The 24,037-nt window shown below is 70.3% G+C and carries 22 protein-coding genes and 1 pseudogene; 13 read left to right on the forward strand and 10 right to left on the reverse strand.

Going from position 1 to position 24,037, the window contains the following annotated elements; translation table 11 throughout:
• Positions 1–83: 83 nt before the first annotated feature.
• Entirely contained in the window at positions 84–1,358 is a 1,275-nt protein-coding gene (locus ACZ4QV_RS26360; protein WP_361153471.1) for a glycosyltransferase family 4 protein, read from the reverse strand.
• Positions 1,359–1,876: 518 nt separating this feature from the next.
• Between ACZ4QV_RS26360 and ACZ4QV_RS26365 the strand changes: the two genes are divergently transcribed.
• The 3 genes from ACZ4QV_RS26365 to ACZ4QV_RS26375 all read left to right on the forward strand — a co-directional run bounded on the left by ACZ4QV_RS26365 (position 1,877) and on the right by ACZ4QV_RS26375 (position 4,701).
• A complete protein-coding gene (locus ACZ4QV_RS26365) occupies positions 1,877–2,569 on the forward strand; it encodes a response regulator transcription factor (protein ID WP_361153468.1) in 693 nt (230 codons plus the stop codon).
• Between the two features lie 142 nt (positions 2,570–2,711).
• Positions 2,712–4,208, forward strand: coding sequence for a sensor histidine kinase (locus tag ACZ4QV_RS26370; RefSeq protein WP_467763477.1), 1,497 nt, complete (start codon positions 2,712–2,714; stop codon positions 4,206–4,208).
• A gap of 136 nt (positions 4,209–4,344) precedes the next feature.
• Entirely contained in the window at positions 4,345–4,701 is a 357-nt protein-coding gene (locus ACZ4QV_RS26375; protein ID WP_361591638.1) for a putative quinol monooxygenase, read from the forward strand.
• Positions 4,702–4,804: 103 nt separating this feature from the next.
• Here ACZ4QV_RS26375 and ACZ4QV_RS26380 read toward each other — a convergent pair whose 3' ends face one another.
• Together ACZ4QV_RS26380 and ACZ4QV_RS26385 are read right to left on the reverse strand one after the other, a co-directional pair.
• Positions 4,805–6,259 (reverse strand): CoA transferase, encoded by a 1,455-nt coding sequence (locus tag ACZ4QV_RS26380; RefSeq protein ID WP_361153463.1) that lies wholly within the window; start codon positions 6,257–6,259, stop codon positions 4,805–4,807.
• A 26-nt stretch (positions 6,260–6,285) separates the two neighbouring features.
• The gene (locus tag ACZ4QV_RS26385; protein WP_361615627.1) at positions 6,286–7,284 is read right to left on the reverse strand and encodes an MDR family oxidoreductase; all 999 of its coding nucleotides are present in this window, start codon (positions 7,282–7,284) and stop codon (positions 6,286–6,288) included.
• Between the two features lie 137 nt (positions 7,285–7,421).
• On the opposite strand from ACZ4QV_RS26385, the gene ACZ4QV_RS26390 reads away from it, so the two are divergent.
• The 3 genes from ACZ4QV_RS26390 (at position 7,422) to ACZ4QV_RS26400 (ending at position 9,596) form a co-directional block, all read left to right on the forward strand.
• On the forward strand, positions 7,422–8,267 hold the full coding sequence (locus ACZ4QV_RS26390) for a LysR family transcriptional regulator (protein ID WP_467763478.1): 846 nt from the start codon (positions 7,422–7,424) through the stop codon (positions 8,265–8,267).
• Between the two features lie 247 nt (positions 8,268–8,514).
• Positions 8,515–9,156 carry a TetR/AcrR family transcriptional regulator gene (locus tag ACZ4QV_RS26395; RefSeq protein WP_467763479.1) on the forward strand — a complete coding sequence of 214 codons (642 nt, stop codon included), beginning with the start codon at positions 8,515–8,517 and terminating at the stop codon, positions 9,154–9,156.
• Positions 9,157–9,191: 35 nt separating this feature from the next.
• Positions 9,192–9,596 carry an ester cyclase gene (locus tag ACZ4QV_RS26400; protein ID WP_467763480.1) on the forward strand — a complete coding sequence of 135 codons (405 nt, stop codon included), beginning with the start codon at positions 9,192–9,194 and terminating at the stop codon, positions 9,594–9,596.
• A gap of 652 nt (positions 9,597–10,248) precedes the next feature.
• On the opposite strand, the gene ACZ4QV_RS26405 is transcribed toward ACZ4QV_RS26400, so the two are convergent.
• On the reverse strand, positions 10,249–10,833 hold the full coding sequence (locus tag ACZ4QV_RS26405; protein ID WP_361153450.1) for a phosphatase PAP2 family protein: 585 nt from the start codon (positions 10,831–10,833) through the stop codon (positions 10,249–10,251).
• A 212-nt stretch (positions 10,834–11,045) separates the two neighbouring features.
• Positions 11,046–11,366 (reverse strand): Ku protein, encoded by a 321-nt coding sequence (locus ACZ4QV_RS26410; RefSeq protein WP_361615633.1) that lies wholly within the window; start codon positions 11,364–11,366, stop codon positions 11,046–11,048.
• Between the two features lie 250 nt (positions 11,367–11,616).
• Between ACZ4QV_RS26410 and tap the strand changes: the two genes are divergently transcribed.
• From tap to ACZ4QV_RS26425, 3 genes are all read left to right on the forward strand, one after another.
• Positions 11,617–13,863 (forward strand): telomere-associated protein Tap, encoded by a 2,247-nt coding sequence (tap, locus tag ACZ4QV_RS26415; protein ID WP_467763481.1) that lies wholly within the window; start codon positions 11,617–11,619, stop codon positions 13,861–13,863.
• Positions 13,864–13,875: 12 nt separating this feature from the next.
• Positions 13,876–14,433 (forward strand): telomere-protecting terminal protein Tpg, encoded by a 558-nt coding sequence (gene tpg, locus ACZ4QV_RS26420; protein ID WP_361591651.1) that lies wholly within the window; start codon positions 13,876–13,878, stop codon positions 14,431–14,433.
• Positions 14,434–14,652: 219 nt separating this feature from the next.
• The gene (locus ACZ4QV_RS26425) at positions 14,653–14,796 is read left to right on the forward strand and encodes a DUF6207 family protein (protein WP_361591653.1); all 144 of its coding nucleotides are present in this window, start codon (positions 14,653–14,655) and stop codon (positions 14,794–14,796) included.
• 119 nt (positions 14,797–14,915) lie between these two features.
• Here ACZ4QV_RS26425 and ACZ4QV_RS26430 read toward each other — a convergent pair whose 3' ends face one another.
• The 3 genes from ACZ4QV_RS26430 to ACZ4QV_RS26440 form a co-directional block, all read right to left on the reverse strand.
• Positions 14,916–15,314 (reverse strand): nuclear transport factor 2-like protein, encoded by a 399-nt coding sequence (locus tag ACZ4QV_RS26430; protein ID WP_361615638.1) that lies wholly within the window; start codon positions 15,312–15,314, stop codon positions 14,916–14,918.
• Positions 15,315–15,330: 16 nt separating this feature from the next.
• Entirely contained in the window at positions 15,331–16,179 is an 849-nt protein-coding gene (locus ACZ4QV_RS26435) for an alpha/beta fold hydrolase (protein ID WP_361591656.1), read from the reverse strand.
• A 94-nt stretch (positions 16,180–16,273) separates the two neighbouring features.
• Positions 16,274–16,771 (reverse strand): winged helix-turn-helix transcriptional regulator, encoded by a 498-nt coding sequence (locus tag ACZ4QV_RS26440; RefSeq protein ID WP_467763482.1) that lies wholly within the window; start codon positions 16,769–16,771, stop codon positions 16,274–16,276.
• A gap of 132 nt (positions 16,772–16,903) precedes the next feature.
• Between ACZ4QV_RS26440 and ACZ4QV_RS26445 the strand changes: the two genes are divergently transcribed.
• Complete coding sequence (locus ACZ4QV_RS26445) at positions 16,904–17,056, forward strand: hypothetical protein (protein WP_361153430.1); 153 nt, start codon at positions 16,904–16,906, stop codon at positions 17,054–17,056.
• Positions 17,057–18,016: 960 nt separating this feature from the next.
• Here ACZ4QV_RS26445 and ACZ4QV_RS26450 read toward each other — a convergent pair.
• On the reverse strand, positions 18,017–18,715 hold the full coding sequence (locus tag ACZ4QV_RS26450) for a type 1 glutamine amidotransferase domain-containing protein (protein ID WP_467763483.1): 699 nt from the start codon (positions 18,713–18,715) through the stop codon (positions 18,017–18,019).
• 337 nt (positions 18,716–19,052) lie between these two features.
• Here ACZ4QV_RS26450 and ACZ4QV_RS26455 point away from each other — a divergent pair, with 337 nt between their 5' ends.
• Positions 19,053–19,937, forward strand: coding sequence for a helix-turn-helix transcriptional regulator (locus ACZ4QV_RS26455; protein WP_361591660.1), 885 nt, complete (start codon positions 19,053–19,055; stop codon positions 19,935–19,937).
• A 364-nt stretch (positions 19,938–20,301) separates the two neighbouring features.
• Entirely contained in the window at positions 20,302–21,678 is a 1,377-nt protein-coding gene (locus ACZ4QV_RS26460) for an amidase (protein WP_467763484.1), read from the forward strand.
• Positions 21,679–22,049: 371 nt separating this feature from the next.
• Here the strand turns inward: ACZ4QV_RS26460 and ACZ4QV_RS26465 are convergent, their stop codons facing one another.
• Positions 22,050–22,652 (reverse strand): TetR/AcrR family transcriptional regulator, encoded by a 603-nt coding sequence (locus ACZ4QV_RS26465; RefSeq protein ID WP_467763485.1) that lies wholly within the window; start codon positions 22,650–22,652, stop codon positions 22,050–22,052.
• A 113-nt stretch (positions 22,653–22,765) separates the two neighbouring features.
• Here ACZ4QV_RS26465 and ACZ4QV_RS26470 point away from each other — a divergent pair.
• Positions 22,766–23,620 (forward strand): annotated as a pseudogene (locus ACZ4QV_RS26470) (NAD(P)H-binding protein).
• Positions 23,621–24,037: the final 417 nt, after the last annotated feature.

The following is a 24,037-nucleotide window of genomic DNA, read 5'->3' on the forward strand; positions in this document are numbered from 1 at the left end:
CCCGGCGACCAGGGCCGTGAGGCTCGACGCTGAATCCCCGCAGCGCCAAAGGCATCGGCCGGTGAACCCCGGGCATTCAGGGACTACCGAATCTTGCCCGCCACGGCACGCGTCGCGGACCGCACGGCGAGCGCGGTGCCGATGGCGTGGGTACGCGCTCGGAAGCCGGCTTTCCGCCGAAAACCGATCGAACGGCGTCCGGGGCCACGCCGCAACAGGTCCTGATAGAGATCCTGGTGCCGCTCGGCTATCAGTGCGGGATCGAAGCGGGCGGAGTTCTTCAGTGCCGCCTCGCCCATGCTCCGTCGCAGATGGTCGTCGCCTACGAGCTTCAGCAGGGCCTTGGCCATGCCGTCGACCTGCCCGGGCGGCACCAGGTAACCGTCGGCACCGTCATCGATGATCTCGCGTGGTCCGACAGGGCAGTCCGTGGAGACAACGGGGAGACCACACCGCATCGCCTCGACGATGGTCATACCGAACGACTCGCGATCAGAAGCCGAAGCGGCGATCGAACCTTTCACCCATTCCGGTTCGAGCGGATCGGCCTTGCCCATGAGATGCGTGTGCTCACCCAGTCCGAGTTCATTGATGAGGCTGCTGAGAGATTCCCTCTCATTTCCTGTGGTGTCACCTTCGCCGAAGATACGGAGCTGCCAGTCCGGGTATTTCTCGACCACCGCGGCGAACGCCTTGACCAGAATGTCGTACCGCTTGAGCGGAATCAGCCGTCCCGCTGCGACGATGGCCTTGCCGCCGCCGTCGGCAGGCGCGACGGAAGGCCGGGGAACGCTGTTCGGTATCGCCTCCACCCGTACGCCCGGCAAGTCGAGCTGCCGATACGATCGGGCATCGAATTCGGACACTGTGGTGACGGCATCCAACAACTGGTAGTGATGACGTATCTCGTGCCGCAGCCGGAAACCGTGCCCTGAGAAGGTGAGGTGCTCCTGCCCCACGCGGATGCCGGCCGCACGCGACTGGCGAGCGATGTGCGCGTTGAGGCCGGGCCTCGTCCCGACGATCACATCGGCCTCCAGTTGCGACAGACAGTGGCCGATGCGGGAGTCCGTCAGACGGCTGTACTGCCTGTGCCGTCCGTCCGCGCGAGGGAAGATCCTTGCGGGCTCCGCATGCCGGGGGTCATCGCCCTCGAAATCGGCGGACGCGGCACGCAGATCCACAAGAGGCGTCAGTCCCACCTTCGCCGGCACGCCCATGACCGGAACATCGCGGTGCCGGAACACCGAGACGATTTCCACGTCATGCTGCTCGGCCAGAACCGAAGCGAGGTTGTACGTGGCTCTGATCGTGCCGCCGATGCCGTAGGCATTGTGAAGGAGAAAAACTATGTGCATGGCCGTTCAACCTCATAATGCATCGTGAATGTGAGCCGGTCGTGCCGGACCTGCTCGCGCGAAGGGGTAAACCGTCGTACAGGTCGGGCGGCCGGCAGGGCTGCTACCGGCGCCCCGAACCGAACACCACAACTGCGCCTGGTTCCGGCAGAGGGCGACAGAAGGAGAAATAGGCGGCAGAGACGGGGGAGCAGGGCATGGGAATGTTTCTTGTCAACGGAGCGGGTGTCCGGGCCGGGCAGCGGCAGCCCCGGTGGGCGAGGACACGACGAACTGACCGGGTGGTGCCGAAATCCCGATCGGGCCGTCATCCCTCCCGCGTTTGGCATGCTCGACGGGCGGCAGCGGCAAGGCTTGCGCAGCGCGGCTTCCCGACGCAGTGCCGGAAGGACTGGACGGCTGCATTCTGCGCACACCGACCCGAAGAAAACCTGAAGATCCGATACCGGCGCCCGGCCCGCCGCGCCCCTGAAGTTTTCTTAAGAAACCAGGACGAACGGTGTGCCAGGCTTATAGGTATGCGCCGCATTCTGCTCGTGGAGGACGATCCTCAGGTCGGCCCCGCCATCCGGCGGGGCCTGACCGCCGAGGGATACGCCGTGGACGTCGCCACCGACGGGGTCACCGGCCTGGCACTGGCACTGGCCGAGGAGCACGACGTCATCGTCCTTGACGTGATGCTGCCCCGCCTCCATGGCTACGGGGTGTGCGGCCGGCTGCGGGCCGCCGGCGTCACCACACCCGTACTGATGCTGACCGCGAAGGACGGCGAGCACGACGAGGCCGAGGGACTGGACACCGGCGCCGACGACTACCTCACCAAGCCCTTCTCCTACGTCGTCCTCCTCTCCCGGCTGCGGGCCCTCCTGCGGCGCGGCGGCCGCGCCGGCACCGCGTCCGTGCTGTCCCACGGGGATCTGTGGGCCGACCTGGCCACCCGCCGTGCCGGGCGCGGCACCACGGCCGTCCACCTCACCGGCAAACAGTTCGGTGTGCTCGTAGCGCTGATGCGTGCCGAGGGGCGGGTGCTGTCCAAGGGGGAGATCCTCGACGAGGTGTGGGACCCGGCCTTCCGTGGTGACGCCTCGATCGTGGAGGTGTACGTCTCCGCTCTCCGCCGCAAGATCGACACCCCTTTTGGAACCCGTTCGATCGAAACCGTTCGCGGCTACGGCTACCGCCTCGCCCCCACCGGGGGCACCAGTGGCTGAGCGCACCGTTCCGCCAGGACGCCCAGGACGCGGACGCCCAGGACGCCCGGGACGCCCGGAACAGCCCGGCCGCACCGGGCGCGCCGACGAGAGAACACCCCCGCCCCCCGCACATCGCCCCCGAATCGGGGTGCTGCGATGGATGCCGACCGAAGCCCGGGCCGCGATCCTCGCGGGACTCGCCGCCTGCGTCGTCTTCACGGCCGGAGCGTGGTGGCTGCGCGGCCACGTCTACGACGAGACCCTCAGGCAAACCGCCCGCCTCGCCGCGGTGCAGGCCCGTACCACCGCGGCGACCGAGGCGACCACGGACCAGACCCACGTCTTCGAGCAGGGCTTCTGGCCCAAGATCGAGGTCGACGACAGCGGTCGTCTACGCCCTGCTGTCGGCATCGCCGTCACCCTGGACGGCCTCGCCGAACTCCTGCCGCCCGCCCCGCCCGACGCCGGCTCCAACTGGTCCCGTACCGTCACCCTCAGCACCGAGCGGACCCGCCGCCTCGCGCAGAAGTGGCCCGCCCAGATCGAACCTGCCCTTCCCCAGGGAGACGATCCCGCTGCCGAGACCGTCCGGATGCGGGTCCGCCAGCGCATCGATCGCCTGCTCCACCGGGACCTGACCGCCGTAGCCGCCCGTTACACCCTCCCCGACCACCGCTGCACCGACCCGGCCGACGTGCCCGGCAGGTGTCGGCGCACCGTCTACCACCTGGTCCCGCCCGACGACGCCGACGCGGCTGTCGCCACCCTCGACACCCCCCTGAAAGCCGGCGTCCCGGCCGCGGCCCTGGTCGTGGCGGCCACGGCCTGGATCACCACACGCCGCTCCCTCAGGCCCGTCGAGGCCATCCGCGCGCAAGTGGCGGACATCACCGACACCACCGACCTGGACCGGCGGGTTCCCGTCCCGGTCGCCCGCGACCGGATCCGCGCTCTGGCCGAGACCACCAACACGACCTTGAACCACCTCGAAGAAGCCGCCGACCGGCAGCGCCGTTTCGTCGCCGACGCCTCCCACGAACTCCGCTCACCCCTCACGGCCCTGCACACCCAGCTCGAAATCGCCCTCGCCCACCCCGAACACCTCACCGACGCCGTCCACGACGCTCTCAGGGCCACCGACCGGCTCCGCCGCATCACCGACGACCTCCTCTACCTCGCCCGTCCCGACACCCCCGGCCCCGGGGAAGTCGTCGACCTGGTCGAGATCGCCCACGAACTCGCGCACGAATACGGTCACCGCGGCCAGCCGGTCGTGCTCGGGCCCTTCCCCGAGGAAGCACCCGCACGAGGAGACGCCCTCCAACTCCACCGACTCCTGCGCAACCTCCTCGACAACGCCCACCGGCACGCCGCCGACCGCGTCACGCTCACCGTCACCCCGCACGAGCACGGATGGGACATCTCCGTACACAACGATGGCACCCCACTCGCCCCCGAAGACCTGGAACGGGTCTTCGAACGCTTCACCCGCCTCGACGAGGCCCGCGGCCGCGACACCGGCGGGAGCGGCCTGGGCCTGGCCATCGCCCGCGACATCGCCCACCGTCATCACGGCACCCTCACCGCCCACACCCAACACCCCCGCCCCGGCACCACCTTCACCCTCCACCTCCCCGCCACCCACGACGCCGGCTGATCGCCTCCACCAAGCAGCCGCAGACTTCCGTCGAAGAGCCCGCCCTTGCCCCTGACGTCGACGTCAGGGCTTACCTTGCGTCTTCAGAGCCGGTCCAGGGCTCGCTGTACCACACGCGAAGGGGTGGAAGAGAACAGTGGATCCGCTTCAGGAAAAGGCTGCCATCGCGGGTACGGAGCCGACTGCTCGGACGGCCGTCATCCTGGCCGGCCGGGTCTTCGTCCCTGCCGGTGACGTCGAAACGTTCATCACCGAGGCGCAGGCGACGTACCCGATCGCCGCGGCGAACCCGGGAAACGTGCTGATCTCGTTCTGCGTGGAGGACGCGGCGACCGGAACCGTCACGGTGCTGGAGCAATGGACGTCCCAAGAGGCGCTCGACCGGCACCTGAGCACGCCGGAGGTCAGGGCGCTCTTCGCCGAGTGGAGCCCGCGCATACGCAACGAGGTGCGCAAGTTCGACGCGCTCAACGAGCGAGACCCCCCGGCCTGAGACACCGGTGTCCGGACTGGACCACCTCGGCAGGCAACGACGCCTCATCACACGCGCCGGCCGCGACGTGCCGAGCCGCCGGGGGAGTGGCGCTGCCTCCTCCTCAACGTGGCAGCCACTCCGGCCGCGAACTGCCGAGCCGAGGTGTGGCCTTCGACCAGCGTGGCGCGGTTTCGCTCATCCGGATGACGGGGCCGAGACTCTTGAGATCGCCGTAGGCGGTCCCCTCTTCGGTTACGGCGTAACGCTCGAACTCGTCAGCGGTCAGGCGGCCCGGAGCCTCGGTGAAGTCCTCGACCAGGCCCTGGCGTTGCAGGAGCGTCGCGGACTGACAGAGCGAGACCTGTACGTGATACGAGCCGCCCTCGCGTGCACGCCGGGCGAGGGCGAGCAGGGCACCGTAACCGCCCAGGAATCCGGTGAGGAAGTCGCAGAGGTACACCGGTGTCAGCTGCGGCCGGCCGCCGTTCGCCGCGTCTCCCTGAAGGGTGCAGGCTCCGGTGACGGCCTGCGCGACCTGGTCCCACCCCGCGCGCATCCCGAAAGGGCCGCCCGGACCGAAGCAGTTGACGCTCACATACACCATCCCCGGGCGGAGCCGCGCGAGGTCGTCGGGACCAAAGCCGTGCGCCGCCATACGATGTGGCCGGTACCCCTCCACGAAGACATCCGCTGCCGCGGCCAGCGCGCGCAGCCGGACGGCTTCCTCCGCCTTGGTGTAATCCAGGTAGGTACTGCGCTTGCCGTGGCTGGTGTCGCGGACGAAGGGCGTCACCTGCGGCAGCTGCGGTGCCGTCACCATCAGTACGTCGGCCCCGTGCTCGGCCAGGCTGATGGCGGCCGTGGGACCGGCGAGGATCCGGGTGAGGTCGAGCACCCGGACTCCGGACAACGGCTCGGCGGCGCGAGCCCCGCCGGGCAGGGGCTCGGCGGGGCTGTCTCCGATCTTGGAGATCTCCACGACCGGACGCGAAGCGAGGTGGAGGCCGTGCGGGTGCGCCCGCCATTCCTCCGGCGTGCGCACCACCCCGCCGCACGCTTCGGCGGCAGCGACGGCCTCCTCAAGATCGTCCGCCTTCCACCTGCGGACCGCGGCCCGGACCGACGCGGGCGTGGGTTCGCAGCGCAGCACGTCCAGCACCCGCCGTTCGAGGTGCGGAAGGTTGAAGTGCGGCAGGAACCAGCGGTCGTCGGCGGTCCGCCAGGGCTGTGTGAGCGCGACCATGTGCTCGACGTCGGGAGACGGCGGCGCGGGCCGGTACTCGCCGTCGGCGCCGCGTACGAGCGTCATGTCCTCGCCGCCGAGGGCGGTCGCGGCCGCGGCGCGCACGTCGACCGCGATCCTCTGGCGGCGGCCGGTGCGCAACTCCCACAGATCGTTGGCCGCGACCGCGCGGGCGGCCAGCGCGTCGGCGAGCGCCCCACCGATCCGGAACGGTGAAACGAAGAGTGGGTCCGACCCGGTGATTGTGACCTCGCCGACGGCCGGTCGTGGGCCGTCGCGCAGCGCCATGAGTTCGTCGTACGCGCCTGCATTCCTGGGGTTGACGGCGTCCATGTGTTCCTCCTTCCTTACCGGCGTGCTCAGGCCTGCCGGGTCGCGTCGACCACGATGCGGCCGGTGCCGTTCCCGGCGAGGAGTTCGGCGGCCGCTTCCTGGGCGTGGGGGAGGGGGACGACGCGGGTGACGGTGTCGAGGAGCGCGGGGCGCAGGTGGCGCGCAAGGCATTGCCAGGCCGCTTCGCGACGGCTGACGGGGGTGCGGACCGAGTCGATGCCGACAAGGCAGATGCCGCGCAGGATGAACGGCAGGACGTTGCCGGGGTATTCGGCGCCCGCGGCGAGTCCGCAGGTGGTGGCGACGCCGGAGTGCTGCAGGCCGGCCAGCGCACCGGCGAGGACACTTCCTCCGGCCGCGTCGATCACGCCTGCCCAGCGCTGTTTGCCCAGCGGCCGGCCGGGAGAGGTGAGTTCCGCCCGGTCGACGATGCGGGCAGCTCCCAGTGCCGTGAGATGCCCGCCGAGCGCGTCGCGACGTCCGGTGGCGGCGATGACCTCGTAACCGGCTCCGGCGAGCAAGGCCACGGCGATCGAGCCGACGCCGCCACCGGCACCGGTCACCAGCACCGGCCCGTTCTCGGGACCCGCACCGTGCCGTTCGAGCGCGAGGAGGCTCAGAGCCGCTGTGAACCCGGCCGTGCCGATCGCCGCGGCCTGCCGCGGGCTGAACGGGTCGGGTACGCGGACGAGGTCGTCGCCGTTGACCACGGCCAAGCCGGCCAGCCCGCCGTGCAATTCTTCACCGAGCCCGGCGCCGTCCAGAGTGACCAGGTCACCTTCCCGCCAACGGGGGTGCCGGGAGGCGAGCACTTCCCCGGTGACGTCGATGCCGGCGACGAGCGGATGGCGGCGGACCACGCCGGGCCGGCCTTGCAGAGCGAGAGCGTCCTTGTAGTTGATGCTGGAGTAGTGCACCCGCACACTCGTGTCGAGATCGTCCAACATCTCGGTGTCGAGCTGTTCGTACGTCGCACGCGGCCCGTCCGCAGTGTCCCGCACGATCCAGCCGGTGAATGACGTCATGCCGTGTCCCCGTCCTCTCCTGGTCGGTCGTCCTTCGATTTCCACGGTAGGAAGCCGCGATCCGCGAGGGAAATGCCTGTCGCTGCCTGGCTATGCGCGCTGGGCATAGCGGCTGAGGGCCCTTTAGGCTGCGGGGTATGGAGGTAGAGCTGCGGCATCTGCGCGCGTTCGTCACGGTCGCGGAACGGCGTACGTTCACGGCCGCCAGCCACGAGCTGCTGATCACCCAGCCGGCGCTGTCCCGTACGGTCCGGCAACTGGAGGAGACGGTCGGGACACGGTTGCTGGACCGCACCCCGAACGGCGTCGAACTCACCGAAACAGGCGGGGAGTTGTACGGGCGGCTGCGTGGTGTACTCCGCGACCTCGACGCGGCCCTGGCCGCCGCGGGCGGGCATGCCGGGCTGCGGATCGGCTTCCAGTGGGCCTTGCCCGACCCGTGGACCAGCGACCTGCTGGCCGCCTTCGAAACCGCCACGGGCGCGAGGGCGACCCTCCTGCGGCGCGACGACATCGTCGCCGCCCTGCACTCGGGCGATGTCGACGCCGCACTGGTACGCGGCGACGTCCATGCCTCCGGCGTCACCGGCGCACCGCTGTTCCAGGAGGACCGGCTGGCCGCGGTGGCCGCCGGATCACCGCTCACGGCCGGCGGCGAGCTGGACTGGTCGGAGCTGTCCGCGCACCCCCTGGTCGTCAACACCGTCAGCGGCGCGACGAGCCCGGACGACTGGCCGCCGGAGAACCGGCCGGCGCAGGTGGTCGAATGCGGCAGCTACGACGAATGGCTCGCCATCATCGCCGCCGGCCGCGGCATCGGCTCCACCACCACCTCAGCCGCCCGGACCCACACCCACGCCCGCGTCACCTACCTGCCCCTGCGGAACGCCCCCCAGGTCGCCCTCCACCTGCTGTGGCCGACCCGGCGCACGGGCGACCCACTCCTGCGGCGCTTCCGCGAACTTGCCCATGCTCCTGCCTGAGACTCGCAAGGGGCGGGGAGCGGTGGTTCATGCTGTGGGGGAGTGGCGGGGCGGAGCGTCGGCAGTGCGGGCCGTTGCCCTCGCCGGGCCCGGCCCGTCGGCGTAGGGAGTGGAGCATGCGGCGCGGCCGTCGCCAGCCCCCGGGCCCGGATTCCCGCGATGCCAGACTGTTTCCGTGAGTGAGCACAGCACAGCAGATACAGGCACGGGCGGGGGCGCAGGGCGGGAGAAGGCTAACGGCCCACGGGTGGTGCGCCGCGGTCGGCCGCCCCGGCTCTCCCGCGACCGCGTCATCGAGGCAGCCCTGGACATCGTCACCAGGGAAGGCAGCCGGGCGCTGACCATGCGCCGGGTCGCCGAGGCGCTGGGCAGCGCCCCGATGAGCATCTACCGGCACGTACGGGACAAGGACGAACTCCTGGTCCTCCTCCTGGACCGCATCGTGGCCGGCCTGCCCCGGCCCGCACTGCCCGACGAGCCTCGCGCCCGCCTCCTCGCCCTGCTGACCTGGCAGCACGACGAACTGGCGGCCCGACCCTGGATCGTGGACGTGCTGGGACGGGGCGACCTGATGGCCCCCTCGGTCCTGTGGCTCCTGGAGGAGATCTACACCGCCTGGCACGCCTGCGGCCTGTCGCTGGAGGAGGCGGCCACCGCCAACCGGATCGTCTGGAATTTCTTCCTCGGCGACCTCACCCAGCACGCCGACCGCCCCGCGGACCGCGCTCCGTACCAGGTGAGCGTGCCCGCCGAGGCGGACCCCGCCCAGTACCCCACGGTGGCCGCGCTGCGCTCGTACTGGCGGTCCGTGGACCGCCGCGTCCACTTCGGCGACGACCTCGCCGTGCTGGTGACCGCCCTGACGGCGAGCGCTGGCCGAGGCCGGTGATTGACCCTGCGCGTACACGTTCGCAAAATGAAGACATGGACACCCTCGCTGTGCTCTACCGTCGCTGGCTCCGCGACCTGTGGCACGGAGACTTCTCCGCCGCCGAGGAGATCTTCGCCCCCGGCATCGTCGGCCACTGGCCCGCCTTCGACGTGCACGGCCCGCAGGGAATGGCCGACCAGGTCCGCCAGTCGTACGACTACTTCGACGACATCAAGGTCACCCTGGACGTCGGTCCGGTCGTCGGCGATGGCCTGGTGGCGGCACACTGGACCTTCCACGGCACGTACCGCGGCGGCATCCCCGGTGCCACCGCCCCGGCCGGCACCCGCATCTCCTTCGCCGGGCAGGACATCTTCCGCGCCGCCGACGGCCGCTTCACGGAGTACTGGGTCGTCTCGGACGGCCTCGGCATGATGACCGCGCTCGGCGCCGTCTGACACCTCGGCCGCGGCGCCACCGCCCACAACACGCGACATGTACGACGACTGCCGCGGCACCCCAGGCCCCGCCAGGCAACGACCAGGAGGCGGCGCTGCGCGCGGCGTACGAGCAGCACGTACCCGGCATCACCAGCCTGGCCCGCGCTGCGCACCGCCCGGCGCCACCGACTCGGGATTCCCGGCCCCGGTCGGCAAGCGCGGCATGCAAGTTGCGCCTCAATCCCTCCTGCTGCCCCACAGCTTGTCGTTGCCCTTGCCGCCGTGAACCCGGGCCCAGGCCTGGACCACGTCACTGCCGGAGCCAAGGGCCCCACGCCTCCCCCTCTGGCGGAGAGGTCCGGAGTCAGCTCGGCTGTCGTCCCGTGGCGGTTCACCGAGTGGCCGGCTGGCGTCCCGGTGTGCTGCGAGAGTGCGTCCACGGGCAAGCCCATCACCTTCCCCATACAGCCCGGCTCGGGTTCGTGCCCTCCGGCCGCGGCTCCCCTTCAGGCCTGCCCTGCCCCTACTGCGGAGAAAAGACCACCCCCAGGACGGGGGCTGGGCGACCAGCGGGAAGGGAGTGCCTGTGACGGTGCGTCCGCCACACTGCGCCGGCCCGAACGCCACAGCGCCCCGGACCTCTTGATCCGGGGCGCCGCTGTCTGCCGGGTCAGACCAGGAGAAACCCCGCGGCGGTCACCGCGCCGCAGGACGCGCCGGCCACGGTCTGCGCGACGGTGTGGTACGTCAGCGCGACCCGGGACCAGCACACCGCGATGGTGAGCAGGTAGGCCAGCAGCCACCAGGGCGAGTGCACGACGGCGAGCAGGGCGGGGACCGCGGCGGCGACGGCGGAGTCCACGGAAATCTTCCAGACCGTGTTGACGGCCAGGAGGACCACGGTCATGACCCACAGGGCGAGCATGGCCACGAGGATGCCGGACGGGGCGTGGCCGAGGACCATGACGAGCGCCCCGAGCCCGACGGACGCCAGGATCACCAGGAAGATGGGGCCGCGCTTCGTACGGTCGACGACGTGCCGGTCACCCCAGGTACCGCGCTTGCGCTGCCACTCGATGTACCCGGCCGGTATGAGCCCTGCGCACAGCGCGCCGAGCAGGCCCCACAGCAGGCCGGTCCAGTCGCCCGCGGCCGCCAGGCCGATGCCCGACATGCCCACCACGAGGACGTTGCGGGGCTGGAGCGTGTCGGTCACGGCGCGCGCGGCCGTCGTGGTCGAGGTGGTGGTCGTCATACAACTGTCTCCGCGGTGTTGAGCAGGTCGTGCACCTGTGTCCGGCCATAGTGGCGGGGCGGTGTTCCGGCACAGTCACCGGGGGCGCTGTTGTATTCGGGCGGGCCGCCCGCGTTGCGGCGCAGGCGCATGATGCTGCCCCGCCCAAGACGTCAGCGGCCCGCCATGGTCGACCCCAGCCAGAAGGCCCCAGTCATGGCCGGTCCACCCGCTCACCCAGCCGACGGCAGAACTCCTTCGGCTTCCTGTCGGCTCGCGGACCAGCGTGCGGGCGGCAGTGGCAACTGCTGAAGGTCGTCGTCGGTGATCGGGGCGACGCGCTCACCGGTGCCACACCCGCGGCCGGCCACTTCCGTCGGCGCCTCGGCCTTACCTTCCAGGGAGCAGGTGGGCTGGTAGCGTACGCGTCCGCCATCGGTCTTGTGCACGCGGACGAAGGAGACGGACGGCCCGCGGTCGGTGGCGGCGTGCAGGGAGATCGGCACGGTGACCAGACCGAAGCTCAAGGCGCCCTTCCAGAGCGAGTGCGGCATAGCTGACCTGCCCTTTCGCTGGGCTTTCAGCCAGGCCGGGCCCGGCCTACGCGCACGCCAGCCGGTTCACGGCTCAGTCCCTGCCCGTCCGCAGGTGCCGACGAACGCGTCCCCGGATGCGCCGCGCCGTCTCCGCTGCGCGCGTTTCCACTCTCCGAACGCAAGTCGCACGCGCTGCATACGCGTTTCGTACGCTCAACGTACGCGGTTCGTACGCTCCATGGGTAGGGTGTCGGCCAGGAGGTGTTCCATGTCCGAGTTGTTCGACGCGGTCGACGCCCTGCTCGCGTCTCGCGCCAAGCTGCCGCTACCGGCGGAGCGCAAGCGGCTGCGTGCCGCGCACGGCCTGACGATCGACGAAGTGGCCACCGCGCTGAAGGTGCGCCGGGCCACGGTGTCCGGCTGGGAGTCCGGCAAGACCGAGCCCCGCCCGCCGGAGCGCGACGCCTACGCCCGGCTGCTGGACAAGCTCGCGGAGCTTTACCCCGCCGAGGCCGCCGCGCCCATTCAGGACGCTGCGGAGTCGGCTACGTTCACCACCGCACCCGCCCCGGCAAAGGCGCAGACCCTGTCCACGGGCCAGGCACCCGACGCTGCGGACATGACCGTGACCGAGAACATCCAGGCCCCTGCCTCCGCTCCCGTCGCCGCTGCTCCGGCGGCCGCGCCGCATCCGGCGCACACCACCAGGCCGACATCGTCGACGTCGCGCCGCCCGAGTGCGAAGAAGACGGCCGCGGCCCCGGCCCCGGCGGGGGAGATCGACCCGCGTTTCGAGAACGGCCCGCTGGCGGTCGTCGACGTCGAGGGCGGGAAGGTGCTGGCGTACTGCGTCGGCGGCCTGGTCCTGGAGGTGCCCGCGAAGTCCCTGCCGTCTCTGGTGGACTGGACACTCAAGGAGGCGAAGCTCGGGCAGCCGAAGCTGTCCGGTCCGGGCAAGCCGGCCGACCCGCTGATCGTGCTCACCGAAGCCGCGCTGGAGCGGTACGGCCTGCCCGTCGCCCTCACGGAGGAGGAGCGCCACGCCGGGCGGATCCCGGAGGGCCACAAGGTCGTCAAGCAGTTGGCCCGCGCGCAGTGGAAGTTGACTAAGCGCGGGTTCGGGCCGTGGGCGCGGATCTACCGCCCCGCGCAGGGCTCGGAGCGGGCCTGCGTGCAGCTGTGCATCCCGTCGTGGAACGCGCTGGACACCCGGCACTGGGGCCACGCCGGGCAGCTTCCGCCGGCCGAGCTCGCCCGGGTGCTGGGCGCGTACGCGTCCCGGGTGATGACGCCGCGCGGTTCCACCGCCGTCACCGGCCTGGAGCTGATGACCGCCCTGCACCCGCCCACCTACGCCGTGCGCGACGAGGAGACCGGTTTGCTGCGGCAGGCCGACGACAAGACCCCCGGTTCGCTGGGCAAGGACCCGGTCGACCCGGCGCCGTGCGAGGCCCCCGACGGCCATCCGGTCCTCAAGGACCTGCCCCGGTTCCACGTCCGCGGCCCAGGCGAAAAGCTGTTCGAGGAGGCATACGACTGGGCGCGGCCGATGACCGACGAGGAGTGCCTGCGCCGTAACCTCGTGGGCCTGGACGTGAACATGGCCTTCGCCGCCGGAGCCAACGGCCTGAACGTCGGTCTCGGCGAGGCGACGCACGTCACGAATCCGGCGTTCGATGCGAAGCTGCCCGGCTCGTGGCTGGTCGACCTGAGCCATGTCGACATGTCGAAGGTGAAGGCCGGCAAGGAGTGGGTGGAGCTGGACGGCAGCCTGCTGCCCTCCCCGTTCACGCCGAAGGGCGAGCGACCCGAGGGCCCGGCCTGGTACGCGACGCCCACCGTCGCGTACGCGGTGGAACTCGGCTACGAGGTGCGCCCGATCGAGGCGTGGGTGCGCTACGAGAACGGCCGTTACCTGGACGGCTGGTACAACCGGCTCCGTGACGCCTACCTCGCCACGATGGCCGACCTCGGCGTCGACGCCGGCCTCGCCCCGGCCGACTTCCTCGCCGCGATGGACGGCTACAAGGAGCGTGACCGGGAGCTGGCGGTCGTGGTCTCGGCCATCAAGGCCACGGTCAAGGGCGGCCTGGGCAAGCTGCGCGAACGCCCGCGCGGCGAGGGCTGGCGGCCGGGCGAGCCGTGGCGCGCCCTGTCCCGGCCCACCTGGCGGCCGGACATCCGCGCGGCCGTCATCTCCCGCACCCGGATCAACCTGCATCGCAAGATCATCAAGCACGCGGCGTTCACCGGGCAGTACCCGGTCGCGATCCTGTCCGACTGCGTCGTCTACGCGGTCAACGGCGAGAGCCCGCTGGACTTCCTGCCCTACCGGGAGGGCAAGCCGCTGCCCGGCGGCTTCAAGCTCGGCATCAACCCCGGCCTGGTCAAGCACGAGGGCACCCAGTCCGTCCTGTGGGGCGAGGAGGTCCGGGACCGGTTCAACGCGCCGGAGCTCAACCTGGCCCGGTACATCAAGGACGGCACCGTCACCGATGTCGACAACGGAGAGTAGGAGAGGGCCACGATGAGCCTGATCGGGGACGGCCTGGAGAAGGCGGTGCAGAAGGCGTTCACCCGCCCGGCGCCCAAGAGCGCGGGCGCGCAGATGCGATACCTGGTCAAGCAGCTCAAGGGCACGAAGGCGGTCGCCCAACTGCTGCGGGTCTCCCAGCGCACCGTCGAACGGTACGTGAAGGACCAGATCAAAAAGCCCCGCCCGGACCTCGCCGCGCGCCTGGAGCGCGAGGTGAAGAAGCGGTGGCAGCCGCAGATCCGGGCGAGGGCCAAGGCGCAGGCGGCGAGCACGGGCGGCATCGTCATCGACGCCCGCGCCCGCATGGGCTACACCGCGCCGATCGGATCGACCGACCAGGACCGCATCCGGCACCTGACCGTCGCCCTGCCGCCCGTCTACGCCGCCCGCCTCTTCGAGGCCCAGGAGGCCGGGGCCGGTGACGCCCGTCTCCAGGAGATCGCGGCCGAAGCGCTCAAGGAGGTGTACTTCCAGGACGGCGGCCGCCGCGCCGGAAGCCTGGAAGAAGTCCGGTTCACGGACATCGAGCACCTGGAGTTCGACCTGTAGCAGCCGCGCCCCGAACAGCCTGCGAGCCCCGTGACTGGGCGCGCGAGTTGGCGAGTGAGCGCGCGAGTTGGCGACTGGAGCGGGCGGCGCCGACGGCTGGGGGTGAGCTGGGTGGCGTAGTCGTCCTTCTCCGTGAGCTGGGCGAGGTTGGCCTCGTCGGCCAGGGCTCGGGCGACCTCGTCGGGAAAGGGGTGCCGGGCGCGCAGCGGCGAGAAGGCTGTGGCCGCGGCCGTCCAGGCTTTGTGCGCGCTGTGGTGGTCCAGCGGCCCGCCGCGACCGTGCCGGGTGCCCGGCCAGGCCGGTGTGAAGGTGCGGGCCTATGTGGACACCCGCCGGGAGCTGGACGGGACAGCCTGCGTCTGACGCCGCGCGCGGTCTACGTCCCGCTGGGTGGGTTGATGCGCAGCGAGGGCGGACAGCGCTCGCTCTGTCCGTCCTCGGTGCCGGGGCCCGGGCACTCTCTGTCGGGCCCCGGGGCATGGTCACATCACCGCGTCGGTCTGCAGCGGGCCCGCGGTGATGCGGAGTGCGCGGACGCGGACCGGCGCTTCCTGGTCGAGATAGAAGATGTGCATGAACGGGGCGCGCACCACCTGGTCCGGCGCGCTCTTCTTGGCCATGGTGGCTTCGCCGCGCAGCAGGCGGACGCCGTTGCCCGCGGCCCAGTACTCCAGGACCTCGTGGTTGATGTGCAGTGGCTCGTCGAGCTTGACGAAGAACGCCTTGATGGCCTCGACGCCGTGGATGTGCTCGGTGCCGAAGAACATGTCGGTGTCCTCGGTCAGCGGCGCGAAACCCTCACCGAACTCCAGGGTGTCGATGGCGTCCATGAACTTCAGGACCCAGTCGGGTACGGCCGTCGCGGTTGTGGTGTCTGCCATGTGGCTGGTCTCCTGATCAGGCTGCTGCGGGCAGGGAAGCGAGGAAGGCGGCGACCTCGGCGTTGACACCTTCGGGGTTCTCGCGAGCGGCGAGGTGGCCGGTGTGCTGGAGCACACGGAAGGTGCTGCCCTCGATGGCGTCCGCCATCTTCCGCACCACGTGGACCGGGAACTGGCTGTCCTCCTCACCGGCGATGATCAGGACGGGCACGTTCCTGATGGTGTTCAGGCGGCGATGCTCGTCCTTGCGTCCTATGAGGATGCTGCGCAGCGCCCATGCGACCGACTTCGGGTCGTTGCGCAGAACGAACTCGGTGAACTCCATGAACTCCGGGTTGGTGGCCTCGGCGGTGGGGCCGGCGAAGGCTGCTTTGGCCGCCTTGGCGGCCAGCGGCGGCATTTTCGCGTGCAGCGCGAGGAAGGTGGACAGCGCGCTGGCCCAGAGGCTCTCGACCGTCGTGGGCAGGGAGGCGGTGCAGTTGATACCGACCGCCGCCGCAGCCCGCTGCGGGTGGTGGGCCGGAAAGACGCCGGCGAGCATGCCGCCCCAACTGTTGCCCACCAGGAGGCACTTGTCGACGCCGAGCGCGTCGAGGATCTCGACGAGCGCGTCGGAGCAGTCCTTGAGGTCGATGATCTTGCGCAGTGCGTCGGACCTGCCGTGTCCAGGGCTGTCGATGAGTATGACGCGGTGGGTCGGGGCGAAGTGCTCGTACTGGTACTGCCACATGGTGCCGTCCATCATCAGGCTCGGCCAGCACACCATGGCGGGGCCGTCCCGACGGCCGCCGACGCGCACGTTGATCAGGCCCAGCGAGGTGGGGATCAGCCGCTCGGTAACTCCTTCAAGCCAATTCGTGGTCATGATCGGTCCTCTCCGTGACCGGGAGACGTTCAGCAACTAGTACCGTAACGCTACTAGTTGCAAAACGCTACTACGAGGTCCCGGGGTGAGGTTCTCAGTCGCTCGGCGCAGTGGGAGCCGGCCCTCCCCGCCGGCCGGCACTGTCCTCCTCGGCGGCCGTCGGGCGCAGGGTCGAGGCCTCGACCGGCTGGTGACAGCTGCTGCACGCTAGGTACGGATTGGTCGGGTTGCCGCACGTCGTGTGCATGAGCGGGTAGTCCGTGGTGTCGGTGTCGGTCGCGTGGGTCTCAGCCCAGCGTGTGACGGCCGCGATGGCGGGGACGACGAGCTCGCGGGCGCTGTCGGTGAGCGCGTACTCGTACCACGGCTTGTCGGGGCGGTAGGTGCGCTTGGTGAGCAGGCCCAGCTCGGTGAGGCTGTTGAGTCGTGCGGTGAGGATGTTTGCCGAGATTCCCAGAGCTCGCTTGAGTTCACCGAAGCGGCCAACGCCGAAGAACACCTCCCTGAGGATCTGATAGTTCCAGCGCTCGGAGATGGCGGCCAGGAACTCCTGCCCGTGCTGGAAGTTGACGCGGCTCCCGTGGTCGGGCACGGCTTCTCCTCTTCGGTGATCCGGTGTGGTTTCAAATCAGAAGTAGTTCCACGATGTTACTACCTGTAGCGTCGGCTCGTCGTTGTCGCCTCCTCCTCCGCCATCGCGCCCGGTGCGCTGCCTGGCGGCGCCATGCACCACCTCTTCACCGGCAGGCAGGTCGCCGACAGGCTGAGCGCGGCCGCGTCCGCGCTGATAGCCGCCGCCGTCGCCGTGGGCGTGCGGGCCGCTGCGGACGCGTCGGCCGCCTATGCCTCCGCCCGACAGGCCCGGAGGTCGGGTTGAGGCAGGAGTTGTGCCGGTAGGGGTGGACGGGTAGCGGCAGGACCACTGTGGGCCCGGTGTCGGCGGAGGCGGTGGCGTCCTGCTCGGTGGCAGTCCGGCCACGCCGGCGGCGACGATGAGCTGGGCGAGCGCGGACAGGAGGGGCCTGGGCCGGCGCAGATGCAGATTCTCGGTCGCCTCCGCCCCTTGCCCCGGCCTGGAGCCGATCGGTGTACGCGGGGCCGGTCGACGCCCCCAGCTCCACCTGAGACGTCGCGGCCAGGAACTGGAGGTCCGCTTCGGTGGAGATTGACAAGCCGCTCAAGGTCGGCGAAACCGTCCGCCTCTGGGACCATCAGCCAGAGGACCACTCACGGCCACCGTGCACCGTGGTCAGAGACAGGGCGCCGGAGCCAAGACACACTTCACGGGAACCGGCCGCGGGTAGTCATGGAGGCGGTGCTGATGGCCGGTCATGCGCCGTACAACATCGGGGTGGCCCTGACCGGGGGCCTGGCACCGGCGCCGTACAACCGCCGTGCGCTGCGGGTGAAGTGGCGGCAGGTCCGGAGGCCGCCCGCCACCTCGCAGGATCTCAACCCCGGCGGAGCGGAAGCACTGCCGCCCAGCCGGGCTGGCCGCTGGACCGCGTGTGCGGCGTTGAGGACGACTGCCCCGTCAACCAGGGCGGCATTGGCCACCACCTCGCACAGTGTCCGGCCTGTGGCAGGGTCGTGCACCGCGAGAGTGGCCTCTACCGTTGCGGGCCGCCACCGGCCGGCGAGGAGCAGCCCCTTCTCCACACGGCCGATGACGTCGTGCGGCGGGACTGTCTCCACGGAACTCACCCACCTGCGGGGCGCTGTGTGGCTCGTTCACCGGAAGCGCACGAAGAGCGGGCCCTCGCACCGAAGGGGAGGGCCCACCCTGCGTGCGTCCGTACGCCGCTGCCGACGGGCCGTGGACAGATGCGCAGGTGTGTCAGCGCAGCGCGGCGATCATGTCTTCGGCCAGCCTGGCACTGGAGGCGGGGTTCTGGCCGGTGAAGAGGTTGCCGTCGGTGATGTTGTGCTGCTGGTATGCCGCCCCTTCGACGTGGTCCGCGCCCAGCTCCCGCAGACGGGAGGCCAGCAGCCACGGAGCCCCCTCGGCGGTGCCGAACAACTGCTCCTCCTCGTCGGTGAACGCCGTCATCCTGCGGCCGGCGAAGAGCCAGTTGCCGTCCTCGTCCTTGGCGCTGAGCAGCGCGGCCGGACCGTGGCAGACCGCACCGATGAGCTTTCCGTCCTTGTCCGCATCGGCCAGCAGACGGCCCAGGTCGGCGTCCTGGAAGAGGTCGACGACCGGGCCGTGGCCGCCGGGCAGCACCACCGCGACGTAGTCGTCCATGCCGACCTCGCCGAGCTTCAGCAGCGGGCCGAACTCCTCCAGCGCCTTCTGGGCGTGCGCCACGTGGCGGCCGCATTCCTTCCCCGCGACCGCCGGGTCGGCGCTGTGCTCGTCCAGTGGCTGCAGCACCCCACCCGGAGAAGCGAAGTCGACCGTGTAACCGGCCTCCACGAACTTCTCGTGCGGAGCAGCCAGCTCCTCCGCCCAGTAACCCGTCGGGTACTGCGATCCGTCGGTGCGTTCCCAGACGCTGGCGGCCGACATGACGATGAGAACCTTGCCCTTGCTCATGAACGAGTTCCTTTTCCGTGAAGAGACATCCGGAGCAGGCGGCAACCTGCTCCGGGAAAATCAGTGGCCAGGCATGACGCAATGGCGACAGGTGCAAAGCAGCGCCGACCGTGATCCCGCTCATCGGCCGCCCGTCCGGGGAACGCCATGACCGCCCCTTGGTGCCGTGCGCGTGCCGCACTCCGTCCTCCGCCACCCACCCGCAGGACGTACCTCCAGCATGGCCTGCCGCCGGCTTCCGCAGACGCCCCTGGCAGGCCCTGCGCAACAGCGGACCCGGCAGACTAGGACTCACAGGCCCACGCGGGAAACACCCACACTTGCGATACTGCGTGGCATGGCCAACAACAACCGTGAGCTGGGGAGCTTTCTGCGGAAGGCGCGCAGTCAAGTGGACCCCGAGCAGGCTGGTCTACCGCCGGACAGTCGTACGCGGCGTGTTCCGGGCCTGCGCCGTGAAGAGGTCGCCCGCCTGGCGGGTGTGTCGACCGATTACTACGCCCGGCTCGAACAAGGACGCCCGATCGCCCCGTCGCCCGGCGTCGTGGACGCGCTCTGCCGCGCCCTGGGCCTCGACGAGGCGGGACGCACCTACCTTCACACCCTCGTCGGAGTGACGACCGCGCCGTCACGGCGTCAAAACCCGAGCGTGCAAAGGCTCCGCCCCGGCCTGCACCAACTCGTCGACGCATTCGACGGCGAACCGGTCCTGGTCCTCGGCCGCCGCAGCGACGTCCTGGCGGCCACCCGGATGGCCAAGGCCCTGTTCACCGACTTCGACCAGATGCCCGTCCGACACCGCAACTACGCACGCTGGATGTTCCTCAGCGAGGAACCCCGGTCCTTGTTCGTCGACTGGGAGGACCAGGCACGGGCCGCCGTGGAAAGCCTGCGCCTGGAGGCGGGACGAGACACGGAGGACCAGGCCACGAGCGACCTCATCGCAGAACTGCGCGGAAAAAGCACGGAATTCGACCACTGGTGGGAAAAGCACCGGGTCCACCAGCGCACCCACGGTTCCAAACGCCTCCGCCATGCCCTGGTCGGTGAACTGACCGTGGAGTACGAGACGCTGACCCTGCCGGGAGACCCCGACACCACCTTCTTCGTCTACACCGCGGAACCCGGCTCGTCGTCCAGACAAGCACTCGACCTCCTGGCCATGTGGTCCCTCACCGGCACTGGTACACCCCGGGCCGGCACAGCCCAAGAGCGCGATTGACACGGGTTTTCGTCCCGTACCCGGCGGCCTCGTCCCAAGTGAGTCCGGTGCCGACGGAAGTGATGCACAGCCTCGTTGGTCCGCGCCCCCGGTCGGCCAGGCAGCCGGTTCGCCGTGGTGGCGGCCTGCTCGTCGCGTCCACGGAGCACCCGTAGGGCAACACCTCCAGTTCCCTCAACCGGGGCATCAGGCGTGGCCTGCCCGGCCTTCACACACGGATCATTGGACAGGGTGCTTCCCCAACCGCCCTGCCCCGCCGGGACCCCGCGCACGAGGCCCGAAATGGTGTGAGGCCGCTTCTCATAGGGTGAGTTGAACAGACAGGCTCGGGAAGCCTGTCGCCGAGGAAAGGACCCTGGAGCCGATGGAGCCGAGCGATCTCGTATGGCATGACGCGGTCGGCCTCGCGAGCCTGATCTCAGCGGGCACGGTGAGCGCCGTCGAGGTGGTGGCCGCCCATCTCGACCGGATCGAGGCGGTGGCAGACCGAGTGAACGCCTTCGTGACCGTGCTCGGTGAGCAGGCTCTGCACGCCGCAGAGCGACCGGCCGGCGGCCCGCTCAGCGGAGTCCCCTTCACGGTCAAGGACTCCTTCGACACCGCAGGGGCCCCCACCACCTGGGGGTCGAGGCTCTTCGCCGACCGGGTGCCCGATACCGATGCCACCCTGGTGGCCCGCCTTCGGCAAGCCGGCGGCGTCCTGCTGGCCAAGACCAACCTGCCGGAGATGTCCTACTGGACCGAGACGGACAACCGCCTGACCGGCAGGACCCTGAATCCCTACGATCCGCAGCGCACTCCCGGCGGCTCCAGCGGCGGAGAGTCGGCAGCCATCGCGAGCGGGCTCTCACCGCTCGGTATCGGGAGCGACGTCGCCATCTCCGTGCGCGGGCCCGCCGCCGACACCGGGATCGCCTCGCTCAAACCCACCCACGGCAGGCTGCCGATGACCAGGCACTTTCCCGCCGTGCCGCGCCGCTGGTGGCACGCCGGCCCCCTGGCCCGCAGCGTGCGCGACCTGCGCCTGGCACTCTCCCTCATGGAAGGGCCCGACGGCAGCGACCCCTACGCCGTGGCGCTGCCCGCCGCGGGCCGTACCCGCGGCCGGGGCCGGCTGCGCATCGGCTGGACCGCCGCGGCGTTCGGCGCGGTCGACCAGCAGGTCGCCGCTACGGTCGCCGCGGCGGCCACGGCGCTGACCGAGTTCGGGCACGACGTCCGGGAGAGCGAGCTTTCATGGCTCGCCGAGCGGGACTGCACCCTGCTGTCGGCGACGCTGTTCCCCGCGGAGATACGGCCCGCCCTGCGCGCCGTCACCGTTGGCCGTGAGACGGAGGTGCACCCGGTCATCGCGGCCACGCTGGAATCCGCCGAGGTTCCCCTGGCCGATTACATCGCCGCCGAACACGAGGTGGAGCAACTGCGCACACGATTCGCCGCATGGTTCGCCGACCACGACGTCCTGCTGTGTCCCGTAACGCCTTTTCCCGCGCCGCCTCATGGCCGCAGCCGCCTCGACGTGGACGGTGTCTCCCTGCCGGCACGCGCGGTGATGCGCGCGACCGTACCGTTCAATCTGACTGGCCTGCCGGCCGTCGTGCTCCCCTTCGGGGCCACGGATGACGGCCTGCCTCTCGGCGTCCAGCTCGTCAGCCGATGGTGGGCCGAGGACCTCCTCCTCGACCTCGCGGAGCGCCTGGAGGAGGTCAGCCCCGTCCGAGGCCGCCGCCCCGCCTTCTGAGAGGTCGTTTCGTCTCAGCGTTTCATCCCGATATCCCGGGATCGCTGCGGTTTGCCGGACCTCGCCAGGAGACGCTGGTCGGCGACTGGCGGTGCAGGCCGGCGGGCGGTTGTGCAGGCGGCCCCAGAGGATGACGAAGACGTAGTCGGAGCCGAGGTCGCCGTACTCGCCGTTCAGGTGGTCGGCAGACGGACGCACCCACTTCGCACCAACGCCGCACCGACTCCGCACCGACTCCGCGCTGAACGGGCCCTGGGCCCCTGGGCCTTTCTTGTGGATCATCCATCCGTGACCCGGCCGCACGCTTATCGCGCTGCGCCGGAGCGAGACGAGCCCGCAGGGCGACGCGCGACACCAGGGCAAGGGCGCAGTCATCGTCCGTCAGAACCGGGGGAGTGCCCTCGGATTCCTTCCAGGAGGTACATGGTGCGGCGGTCGTAGTCGTCCCGGGGAGGCCGCTTGCCGTGCTTGAGGGCGAGGGCGTTGTCGACGACGAGTGCGTGGAGGTCGCCCGCCGTGAACTCCGGCCGCAGCGCACCGGAGGCTCGTGCCGCCACGATGAGCTCTTCGTTGGCCTCGCTTCCGACCCGGCAGATCTTCATGAGCTGCTGCGACTGCGGATAGGTCCGCAGCAGGACGTCGTTGAAGGCAGGCTGGCGGTACTGGAGATCGCGGATCGCGGTGAGGTAGTACGTGATCCGCTCGCCGACGTCGTCGATGCTCCGAGTGCGCTCGATGACGGCGGACAACTCACTCGCCACGACCTCTTCGATGACGGCTTCGATAAGGCCGATCCGCCCGCCGAACCGGTTGAAGATCGTGGCCTTGCTCACCCCCGCGGCCTTGGCGACCTTCTCCAGCGGCACCGTCAGACCCTGCCCCTGGAAGGCGCCGATCGCGGCAGAGCGGATCTGTGCGGAATTGCGCCGCGCGTCGGCGCGCAGCCGGGATTGCGGAGGCGTCGCGCCGACCATGGCCCTCGCGGTCGCTTCCTGTCACTCGCCGTCGTAAATTGACTCGCATGGTCAACTTATGATTCCGCCCACCGCCACGACGGACACCGTGGACGCTCAGGAAGGTCAAGAACATGATCGTTGTCACCGGCGCTACCGGTGGGCTGGGCGGCGCCACCGTCGAGCACCTCCTCAAGCGCATACCCGCCGACCGGATCGCTGTCAGCGTCCGCGACGCCGCCAAGGCGCAGCACTTGGCCGACCGCGGCGTGCGCGTGCGGCAGGGCTCCTACGAGGACCCGGCCGCGCTGCGTGACTCATTCGCCGATGCCGAGCAGGTCCTCCTGGTGTCCGGCAACGACCCGGCCGCCGACATGGTCAGCCTGCACCGCAATGCCGTCGAAGCCGCGGTCGTGGCCGGCGTCCGGCGGATCCTCTACACGAGCCAGCAGGGCGCCCTCCCCGGCAACCCGTACCGGCCGTCGGACATCCACCTCGCCACCGAGGCGATCCTCGGCGACTCCGGAGTGGCCTGGACCGCACTGCGCAATGGCGCCTACGGCCCGCTCGATCAGGTTCTCGGCCTGTGGCAGCGGACCGGCGTGATCGCCCAGCCGGAAGACGGGCCCGTCCCGTACACCGACCGTGCCGACATAGCTGAGGCCACCGCGGTCATCCTCGCCGGTGACCGTTTCTTCGACGGCCCGGTCACCCTCACCGCCCCGACCGCCGTCACCTTTGACGATTTCACCGAGATCGCCTCCGACCTCACCGGTCGCACTGTCAAGCGCATCGTCCTGGACGACGAGCAGTGGGTCGCCGACCAGATCGCGGTCGGTGTGCCGGAGCAGACGGCCCGACTCATCCTCACCTGATACCAGGCGGCCCGCGCGGGCTACTTCGCCGAAGCCGATCCTCTGATGGCCGAACTCCTCGGCCGCGAGCCCCGGACAGCCGCCGAGCGGCTCGCAGCCCACATCGCCGCCTGAAGCTTTTCTCCGGCCACCTGATCGGTGCTCTGGTCTGCCCATGACCGATGTGCAGCGGGGGCGCGGATCGGACCACTGCTCCCGAGCCGAACACCAAAACGTGGCGGCCGGAGGAGAGATCACCGTCAGGTGATCGACTCCAGCGGCCCTGCGCCCGCCCCGGCCACCGCGGCCCAAGCTGCGCGCGCTGGCCCTCCGGGCCCCGGACGCCGGGGGAGCTGTCGCCCGGCGGACATCACCCTATACGTCACGCCTTCGGCCGGAAAGGCGATGCCGCCGTACGGGCACGGACTTCCCCAGCCTATTCGAATCTCCTCGAATTTCCTGTACCAGCCGCTTGCCGCGCACTTGAATTCTGCTTGTCGCAGATCACGCTGCTGCCACCGGACCCGGCCCCTGGGCTGGGTCTGAGTGTCG

The sequence above is a fragment of the Streptomyces sp. NPDC026394 genome, assembly GCF_055567735.1.